Genomic DNA, 9,697 nt, shown 5'->3' with positions numbered 1-9,697 from the left:
CTATGTTTGGTATCTATTAATTTTGTATAATGATGTCTACCACGGTTTTAAGTCCGTGCTTTTTCTAGCCAGGTGAGTCTTCATTAACTTAGTGAAACAATAGCACCCTGGAAATCTTCTGGATAACCCATTGCTTGCGCCAATTCAGGGGTAAGATGTTGTACGAAAATACCCATCAGCCCGCGATGAATTGAACCATATCGAATTAATTGTTGAGCGACATCTTTTGCCATATTGATGGGAATAGCAAAACCGATGCCCACATTACCGCCATAAGGAGAAATAATGGCGGTATTAATACCGATCAGCTCTCCTTTAGCGTTGACCAATGCGCCTCCAGAGTTCCCAGGATTAATCGCTGCATCAGTCTGAATAAAGTTTTCTACCCCTTCAATGTTCAGATCACTACGTTTGGTGGCACTAATAATACCAAAGGTAGCCGTTTGACTATTGCCGAAGCTATTTAAACCAAAAGGATTACCGATAGCGACAACAAAATCCCCAACTTCTGCTTTGTCCGAATCACCGATTGGCAGACTTTTAAGGTTTTTGGCGTCAACTTTTAAAACGGCAATATCAGTATCGCTGTCACCACCAATCAATTTTGCTTTTAACCGTCGCCCGTCATGTAAGGTTACTGTAATTAAGGTGGCATTACGAATGACGTGATCATTGGTAATAATGACGCCATGTGCAGGATCAACAATAACACCTGAGCCAATGCTCTGGAATTTGCGTGGTTTTTCCGGAACTAGCTGTCTATCCTGTGGTTCATCTCCATTGTCTTCGTCAGAAGCCGCAGGGTTGATTTGAATAATGCCTTGTACAGCAACGTTGACAATAGCGGGCATTGCATTTTTCAGTACAGGGGCAAGGCTTGCTATAGTTTTAGCTTCTTCAGCCGATGCGGTAAAAGCAAGCATAGATAAAAGCAGGGCTTTTACTAGCATACGAATTTTATTACTCATGTCTATTTATCCTGATTTGTTGAGTTAAACCAAATGAGTGTTGCTATTCTACCTGTTTGTGGCTCGCGGCGATAGGAATAAAACTCATTTTTTGCTCAAATGTACATTTTTTTGACTGAAAAACATCAAAAACACCTAAATTGTGCAGGATCTGCTCCGCCAAATAGGGTAAATTGACCTGCCATTTTTTCTTTTCATTGGGAAGAAAAGAGTTTGTCGCAAAAGGATAGCGATCTTGATAAGCCTGTAAAACCTCATCACCGACTTCATAACAAGATTGGCAGATGCCAGGTCCAATCCAAGCAAGTAATTGCGCTGGTTTACTAAACATTTTAGTAACGGTATTTTCAACGATGCCATTTACTAAACCTCGCCAGCCTGCATGGATAGCTGCAATTTCTGTCCCTTGCTGATTACACAGGAGAATAGGCAGACAGTCGGCAGTCATGATTGCCAGTGTATGTTGTGGACTACGCGTAATGGCCGCATCGGCAGCACGATTCTTTTCTTCTTCAACTAACACGCAAAGATTACTATGAATCTGCTCCAGCCATTCTGGCTCGCTGGGTAACTTCAAATTTGTTTTTAGTGCTTGCCTATTAGAAGCAACAGCGTGTTCGTCATCTCCAACATGAAGACCCAGATTGTTCGCATCAAAGGGCGCTTTACTGAATCCTGGCGTTCGCATTGTAGTAAGGGCCGATACATTCGTAGGTGCCGGCCAATTAGCATAAAGATTAGCCAAAATAATCATCCAAAAATTAAGTAGTGTTTGAAAATCATCAGGTAAAGGGGCTTTAAATGTCAATTGCTCTTTACTCTCAGGATGAAAAAATGACAACATGGAGGCATGTAGAGCTTGACGTTGAAATTGACATAAAAGTTGCCTTAATTCTGCTGATGTTTGTGCAGGGAAACGCATTCTACCACCATACAGTTGATCACCTACCACAGGGTGATTAAGGTGGGCCATATGAACACGAATTTGGTGGGTACGCCCCGTCATTAGCTGCACATCGAGTAGCGTAAAATCTTGATAATGTTTGCGAATTGAATAAAGCGTAATGGCTTCTCTGCCTTGTGCACAGACAGCCATTTTTAAACGATTTCTTGGATGGCGCCCGTAAAAGGTAGTAATTTCACCGCCAGAAATTAAATGGCCTTGTACAAGGGTAATATAGCGGCGTTGGATATCACGTGCTTGCATTTGCCGAACCAGATGGGTATGTGCTGTCAATGTTTTAGCTACAACCAATAAGCCTGTTGTATCTTTATCAAGACGATGAACGATACCTGCTCTGGATAAATGTTGTAGGACTGGGGCATGGTATAAGAGGGCGTTCACCAAGGTATGTTCACGGTTACCGGCTCCAGGATGAACGACTAATCCAGCTGGTTTATTAATAATTAATAACTGTTCATCTTCGTAAATAATATCTAATGGAATAGCTTCTGGCTGATATATATCACTGTCCGTCTGGGTCTCAAAGGCGATAGATAAGCTAATTAGCTCACCACCAAGTACTTTGTCTTTAGGTTTGCATTGACGCTGATTTAGAGTGATAGCTCCCTCTTTAAGCCAGGTACTCAATTGTGAACGCGAATAGTCGGGAAACAACTGCGCGAGTACTACATCCAAGCGTTGCCCGTGGTATTCGCGCGGAATAATGAGCTGTTCACTAATCGAATCAGACATAATAGTTAATGATTTACTCGCTTTGTACCAATCTGCCGCGAAGTGAGTTAGGCAATGCTTCACTAATATGAACATTAACAAATTGGCCTATCAATTCATGAGGACCATCAAAGTTCACAACGCGATTGCATTCAGTTCGGCCTGCCAATTGCTGTGAATCTTTCTTGGAGGTACCAGTAACTAGAATACGTGAAGTATTGCCCACCAGTGCTTGGCTATAACGTGATGCTTGAAGAAGAAGGCGGTTTTGCAGAATTTGTAGACGCTGTTTCTTCACTTCCATAGGTGTTTCATCTGCTAAATTAGCAGCTGGTGTTCCTGGGCGTGGGCTAAAGATAAAGCTAAATGAAGTATCAAAACCAATTTCATGCACCAGATCCATCGTGTCCTGAAAATCTTTATCTGTTTCGCCAGGGAAACCAACAATGATGTCAGTAGATAAGCGAATATCAGGGCGAATTTTACGTAATTTACGGATCTTTGATTTGAATTCCATCGCTGTATAGCCACGCTTCATCATTGATAGAATTTTATCGGAGCCGCTTTGTATAGGTAAATGGAGATGGTTAGCTAGTTCCGGAACTTCCGCATAGGCATTAATTAAATTATCAGAAAAGGCCAAAGGATGAGACGTTGTATAGCGGATACGACCTATACCATCAATGGCTGCCAGATAATGGATCAACAAGGCTAAATCAGCAATCCCACCATTATTCATGGGGCCACGGTAATCATTAACATTTTGTCCTAAAAGATTAATCTCGCGTACGCCTTGAGTTGCCAAATGGTAGCATTCGGCTAAAACATCATCGAAAGGACGGCTGATTTCTTCTCCTCGAGTGTAAGGAACCACGCAATAACTACAGTATTTACTGCAACCTTCCATGATCGACACAAAGGCTACAGGCCCTTCGGCGCGCGGGGCAGGCAAATGGTCAAACTTTTCAATTTCCGGGAAGCTAATATCCACCACCGGTTTTTTACTGCTTAAACGTTCATTGAGTAAAGCAGGCAGGCGATGCAGCGTTTGTGGACCAAAAACTAAATCCACATAGGGAGCGCGCTTAATAATATCCGCGCCTTCCTGGCTGGCAACACAACCGCCAACACCGATCACTACATGAGGATTTTTCTGTTTAAATTCACGCCATTGGCCTAATTGAGAAAATACCTTCTCTTGTGCTTTTTCACGGATGGAACAAGTATTTAAGAGAATAACATCTGCTTCATCGACAGACTCTGTTTTCTCTAAGCCGTGTGACTGCAGTAAAACGTCAGCCATTTTAGATGAATCATATTCATTCATCTGACAACCATTTGTTTTAATAAAAAGTTTTTTTGCCATAATGCTCTACTTTAAAAACAATCTAAATTTTATCCTTGGACACTTTGACAGTGTGTTTCTTTGATACGCGGTAAAATAAGTAAGGAAACCAAAATACCAATTGGTAGCAAGGCTAGCGATATATGGTAAGCTTCTAAAGGGTAAACGCGAACCTTATCAACAACTTTTCCCTGCCACAATTGGTCAAGAATAAAGCCAATAATAGGTTGAGCAAGTGCAATACCAACCATATTCATCATGTTCATAAAGCTGAGACCTGTAGCCACATAACGCTTGCTGCATAGCTCTTTTGCTACAGCAAAGGCAGGTAAAAAGCCTGCGGAGAAAACACCAAAGAGGAAAAGTGAAAATTGTACAGGCCAACCTGCTTGCACAGGGGCATAGATAAAAAATAGACTGGTAATTAATGCGCCAGTACTCCCTATGTACATAGGTGGTTTACGTAATCCAATACGGTTGGAGTAAATGCCCCATAGCGGGCTTGCTATAGCCCAACCAATAAACACTAAGGAAATATAGTTGGCTGCAGTTGCTTTTGCCAGATGCAGTTTGAACATTAAAAAAGGTACGCCCCATAAACCGCAAAATACGGGTGTGGACATATACATCAAACCACCATAGGCTGCTACTAACCATAATTGGCGATTTTTCACGATGGTCAACAAACTTGGCCATAAATGTTCTTCTTCGGAGTCATGATGATGCGTTGTGGGATGAGGCAGCTTGTGAGGAGAATCTTTGGCAATCAGGAGGATTAACATAGCGAGAAAAAGACCTACTATACCCATGATAATCATACTTTGGCGCCAACCATAAGTGTCGATTAATAAAGCAAGAGGGGCTTCTCCACCAATAGCACCTAGCATACCAATCGTGACCATCATGCCGGTCAAAAGCGCAAAACGTTGTGGAGGAAACCAGTTAGCGGCCAGTTTCATTGAACCTACTGCAGCAAACGCCGAACCAAAACCTATCATCAAGCGCGCGATACAAGCCATGAAGAAGTTATTGGTTAAACCGAAGGCAATCGTACTAATTGCACAAATTGTTGTTGCAATAGTGAGTAAACGCTGCGGACCAAAATAATCCATTAAAACTCCGCCTGGTAGTTGCATCGCGGCGTAAGAGTAAAAATAAACGCCCGACAAGATACCTAAAGTCTGGCTAGTTACTGCAAAATCCCGCATGAGTTCCGAACTCATCACACTGGGAGATACTTGCAATAAACATTCATAGAAATAGAAAATACAGCTTAAACCCCAAACAATCCAAGGCATCAGTGATTTTAGGGTAGAATGATTCGGCGTGGCAGGTTGTGTGCTGCTATAATCCATCGACTTTATTACTCCTGATTATTATTAGCTTGTAATTACTGGAATTTATAACTAGGTAATATTTTTAGAGACAAAATAAAAATCTTACCAGCTTGACTACTAATTGTCTATTCTGTATGCAATAAACAGCATAAAAATTATAGGTTTTTAGAGTCAAAGGGAAATAATTGTAAAGCAAAACACTGTATAAACCTATGGGATAAGATAGAATTTTATTAAACTAGCAGCAAAAACGACAAAATTTGAGATGAATATTATGATCGACCTGTCGGATTGGCAAAGTGACTAAGAGGCGTTAATGATTAATTTAAACCCACTTTGCTTCTACTGATGAGAGATTATTCAATAAATCAGAGATGTTATGTGTAAATTGATTGGGTCTGACTTGATATGTGTTATCCTACATGTCACTTTTTATAGTATATGCCACGAACATTGAGAATTTTGGTTGGTTTATATCTTAATTGTTTGAACTATTTACTTATGGGGCAATAAGTCTATGCAAACTGGTGAAGTTTTTTATACCATCTTTTTGATCTTTGCGGGTGCAGCCATTTTTTCAACATTGGTGCTGTATACTAAACAATCATTGCTTGTTGCCTATATTCTCTTGGGTGCGGTTCTAGGCCCGTGGGGATTAAAACTTGTTTCAGACGTCAGTGTCGTGCAGCAGGTTGGAGATATAGGTATCGTGTTTCTACTCTTTCTCTTGGGTTTACATCTGCAGCCCCAAAACTTAGTCCATATGTTAAAAAAGATAACCTGGATTGCCATTATCAGTTCAGTGTTATTTGCTATTATCGCTTACTTGATTGGCCGTTGGTTTGGATTAAGCGTGACTGAATCATGGATTTTGGGTGCCGCGATGATGTTTTCCAGTACCATTATTGGCCTCAAATTATTGCCAACCACGATTTTGCATCATCAGCATACGGGTGAAGTAATGATAAGCGTGCTCCTCATGCAAGATGTTATTGCAATCATCGTATTAATCCTTATTAATGGTGCGCAGCAGGATACTGGATTCTCTGTAGATGATCTGGTTTTAGTAGGGGTTGCATTGCCGGCACTAACGTTACTTGCGTTTGCAGTGGAGCGTTATGTTTTGGTGAAACTGTTAGCGCGCTTCGATAGGACACAAGAATATGTTTTCCTTTTATCCATTGGCTGGTGCCTGGGGATGTCTTTTCTGGCGCAACGATTAGGCCTGTCCGAAGATATTGGAGCATTTGTAGCTGGTGTTGCTTTGGCGTCAAGTCCCATTTCCTTATATATCGCCGAAAGTTTGAAACCTTTGCGTGATTTTTTCCTTGTCATGTTTTTCTTTTCAATTGGCGCAACCTTTAATTTTGGTTTTGCTGCTCAGGTTGTTATACCAGCCTGTATTTTATCATTTTTAATGTTGCTGGTTAAGCCAGTTTTATTTAATGTATTGCTTGTTAAAGCAGGAGAGAAGAAAACAGTGGCTAGAGAAGTTGGTTTGCGGTTAGGGCAGGCAAGTGAGTTTTCTCTTTTGGTTGCCAGTATTGCCTTAAGCACAAAACTAATTTCCGAAGTTGCATCGAATTTGATACAAGCCACAACTATTTTGACATTTATCGTTTCATCCTATTTGGTCGTGTTAAAGTATCCAACACCAATTGCCCTATCTGATAAAATGCGTAAGGATTAAAAATGAAATTATTGATCATTGTCCTTTGTTTACTAAGTGAACGTTTTCTGGTGCATTCACTATCACATAACCGGTTTTATTGGTTTTCCTCCTACTTTAATACTCTCAGTCAGCGGCTACCGAAAGAGGGCTTCATGGCTCATCCTGGCGTGCTTATCGCATTTCTCCTGTTACCTATACTCTTTATTTGCTGGTTGGCGCTTTTTATTTTTGGTCATTTATTCTACGGATTTATTGGTTTACTGCTTAATCTAGCTATTTTTTATTATTGTTTAGGCCCTGAAAATCCTTTCTATCCAGTAAGGGAGGAAAGTGAAGGGGATGAAGAAGCTGCAGTAGGGAATTATTTTATTAAAGTCAATAATGAACTGTTTGGGGTGGTTTTTTGGTATATTGTTGCTGGTCCTTTAGCCATTCTTGCTTATCGTTTGATATCGTTGTGCAAAGGGCAAGAGCAAACAGCGAAAGTAGCTCAATGGTTGACTAATTTATTGGATTGGATACCGGCAAGAATTACTGTATTACTCTATTTATTAGTTGGTAATTTTCAACGCGGATTTCGTTTTTTATACAAATGCTTTTTTCTGGGCCGGAAAATAATGATTCTCTCTTAAGTCAAGGGGGATTACTTGCTGCTCATAACAGTGAAAATGAATCTGTACAGATTCCCTATGCAGAAAGTTTGGTAGAGCATGCTCTCATTGTTTTTTAGTCTTTGTTGCCGTTTTCACCTTGGGAGCGTGGTTGTAACAGCGCGAAGATAATCGATTTCTTTCTAAACCCACTGCAGTGAATTTAGAACCGGGTGTAAATAGCCTGTACATGAGATTAGAGCACGCTGTATCTGCGAAACAATGCCCAAATGCAGTAGCGTTTTGAAAGAAGTCTAATGATTTTCAGAAATTGAGATGGCTAGCTATGATAAATTTTATTGTTCGAGCTGTATTGGGTTGTAGTTTTTATTTTTGACGGCTTGTATGCACCAAACCCTTACTCCACAAGTGCAGTGTGGGCTGGCAAAATGCAGTGTTGCCACTTGCCAGAAAAATTGTGAAACTAGAGCGGCAGCATGTAACAAGACCTGTCGCAATAATTGCCAGCAATGTAACGCTTATGCGAAAGAAAAGACCGCGAAAAGCTATTATCGTTACCAACATGAGCGTCATGTAAAGGGTGAAATGCTTGCGCTTGAGTTGAATTCCTTCCGTGATCCACTACAATGCCGCAAAACAACCTGTAATTGCCGGGCAGATTATCAGGTTTGCATGCAGGCTTGTGGTGGCGTAATTCATAAACGTTTACAGGTTACACCAGCTTGTTGCTAAAATCTTAAAGATCGACGAGGAACACATTCATGTCATATGAAAACAGTAATGATATAGATCCAATTGAAACGCGTGAATGGCTGGATGCCTTGCAAGCAGTATTTGCCAATGATGGTAGTGAACGGGCTGCTTTTCTGCTACAGGAGCTGATTAATAAGGCGAGTGCGGAGGGAGTAAGACTGAAAAGCTCTATTAATACTCCTTATCGTAATACGATAAAACTTCATGAAGAAAAACCAATGCCACCCGACGAAGGCATCGGTAAGCGAATTAACGCTCTCATTCGCTGGAATGCTGTGGCAATGGTTGTACGGGCAGGTAAATATGCTCCAGAGCTCGGAGGACATATTGCTTCTTACGCTTCTTCTTCGACCTTATATGAAACAGGATTTAATTATTTTTTAGAGGTCCGGACAAAGTGAAGGGTGGTGATTTGCTTTATATACAGGGGCACTCTTCGCCAGGAATTTATGCTCGTGCTTTTCTAGAGGGCCGTTTATCAGAACAACAGTTAAATAAATTCCGTCAGGAAGTTGAAGTTGATGGCTTATCGTCTTATCCACATCCGTGGTTGATGGGTGATTTCTGGCAGTTTCCAACAGTATCTATGGGGTTAGGGCCATTACAAGCTATTTACCAGGCTCGTTTTCTAAAATACTTGGAAAATCGAGGCTTAATACATGCTGAGGGACGTAAAGTTTGGGCATTCCTGGGTGATGGTGAAATGGATGAACCAGAGTCTGTTGGTGCTTTATCTATTGCGGCCCGTGAAAAATTGGATAATTTGATTTTTGTGGTGAATTGTAACTTACAGCGTTTAGATGGTCCTGTACGCGGTAATGGCAAAATTATTCAAGAACTGGAAGGTTTATTCCGTGGTGCCGGCTGGAATGTTATTAAGGTGATCTGGGGAGGACGCTGGGATCCACTTTTTGCTCGGGATGATACGGGTATTATGCAAAAGCGCATGGAAGAGTGCGTGGATGGTGATTACCAAAGCTATAAAGCAAATAACGGTGCTTATGTCCGTGAGCATTTTTTTGGCCAATACCCAGAGCTGAAAAAAATGGTAGCTAATATGTCTGATGATGAAATCTGGCGTTTAAACCGTGGTGGCCATGATCCACAGAAAGTATTTGCTGCTTATGCACAGGCAGTTCAACATAAAGGAAGCCCAACGGTAATATTGGCTAAAACCATTAAAGGGTATGGTATGGGGGCTGCTGGCGAGGGCCAAAACATTACTCATCAGCAAAAGAAAATGACTATTGAGCAGCTAAGAGCTTTCAGAGATCGTTTTAGTATTCCTATTAGTGATGAGAAAATTAGCGAAATACCATTTTATCGTCCTGCAGAT

6 protein-coding genes and 3 pseudogenes are annotated in these 9,697 nt (G+C 41.0%); 4 read left to right on the top strand and 5 right to left on the bottom strand.

Annotated features, from left to right (window positions below; all coding sequences use genetic code 11):
• Positions 1–67: 67 nt before the first annotated feature.
• The 5 genes and pseudogenes from BN58_RS24970 to BN58_RS12420 form a co-directional block, all read right to left on the bottom strand.
• Positions 68–923, bottom strand: a pseudogene (locus BN58_RS24970) (trypsin-like peptidase domain-containing protein); the annotation flags it as partial.
• 88 nt (positions 924–1,011) lie between these two features.
• The gene (gene pgeF / locus BN58_RS37050) at positions 1,012–1,656 is read right to left on the bottom strand and encodes a peptidoglycan editing factor PgeF (protein WP_332247976.1); all 645 of its coding nucleotides are present in this window, start codon (positions 1,654–1,656) and stop codon (positions 1,012–1,014) included.
• A gap of 72 nt (positions 1,657–1,728) precedes the next feature.
• Positions 1,729–2,664 (bottom strand): annotated as a pseudogene (gene rluD, locus BN58_RS37045) (23S rRNA pseudouridine(1911/1915/1917) synthase RluD); the annotation flags it as partial.
• Between the two features lie 13 nt (positions 2,665–2,677).
• A complete protein-coding gene (gene miaB, locus BN58_RS12425) occupies positions 2,678–4,009 on the bottom strand; it encodes a tRNA (N6-isopentenyl adenosine(37)-C2)-methylthiotransferase MiaB (protein WP_019217117.1) in 1,332 nt (443 codons plus the stop codon).
• Between the two features lie 29 nt (positions 4,010–4,038).
• On the bottom strand, positions 4,039–5,343 hold the full coding sequence (locus BN58_RS12420; protein WP_019217116.1) for an MFS transporter: 1,305 nt from the start codon (positions 5,341–5,343) through the stop codon (positions 4,039–4,041).
• A gap of 499 nt (positions 5,344–5,842) precedes the next feature.
• On the opposite strand from BN58_RS12420, the gene BN58_RS12415 reads away from it, so the two are divergent.
• From BN58_RS12415 to aceE, 4 genes and pseudogenes are all read left to right on the top strand, one after another.
• Positions 5,843–7,015: a cation:proton antiporter gene (locus BN58_RS12415; protein WP_019217115.1), complete on the top strand. Its 1,173-nt coding sequence runs from the start codon at positions 5,843–5,845 to the stop codon at positions 7,013–7,015.
• Positions 7,016–7,017: 2 nt separating this feature from the next.
• Positions 7,018–7,629 (top strand): hypothetical protein, encoded by a 612-nt coding sequence (locus tag BN58_RS24960; protein WP_232220585.1) that lies wholly within the window; start codon positions 7,018–7,020, stop codon positions 7,627–7,629.
• Positions 7,630–7,992: 363 nt separating this feature from the next.
• Positions 7,993–8,340: a hypothetical protein gene (locus tag BN58_RS24955; protein WP_019217114.1), complete on the top strand. Its 348-nt coding sequence runs from the start codon at positions 7,993–7,995 to the stop codon at positions 8,338–8,340.
• Between the two features lie 29 nt (positions 8,341–8,369).
• Positions 8,370–9,697: pseudogene (gene aceE / locus BN58_RS24950) on the top strand (pyruvate dehydrogenase (acetyl-transferring), homodimeric type); the annotation flags it as partial.

The sequence above is a fragment of the Legionella tunisiensis genome (assembly GCF_000308315.1).
Classification (GTDB): Bacteria; Pseudomonadota; Gammaproteobacteria; order Legionellales; family Legionellaceae; genus Tatlockia; species Tatlockia tunisiensis.
This window is presented reverse-complemented; position numbering and strand designations above follow the sequence as displayed.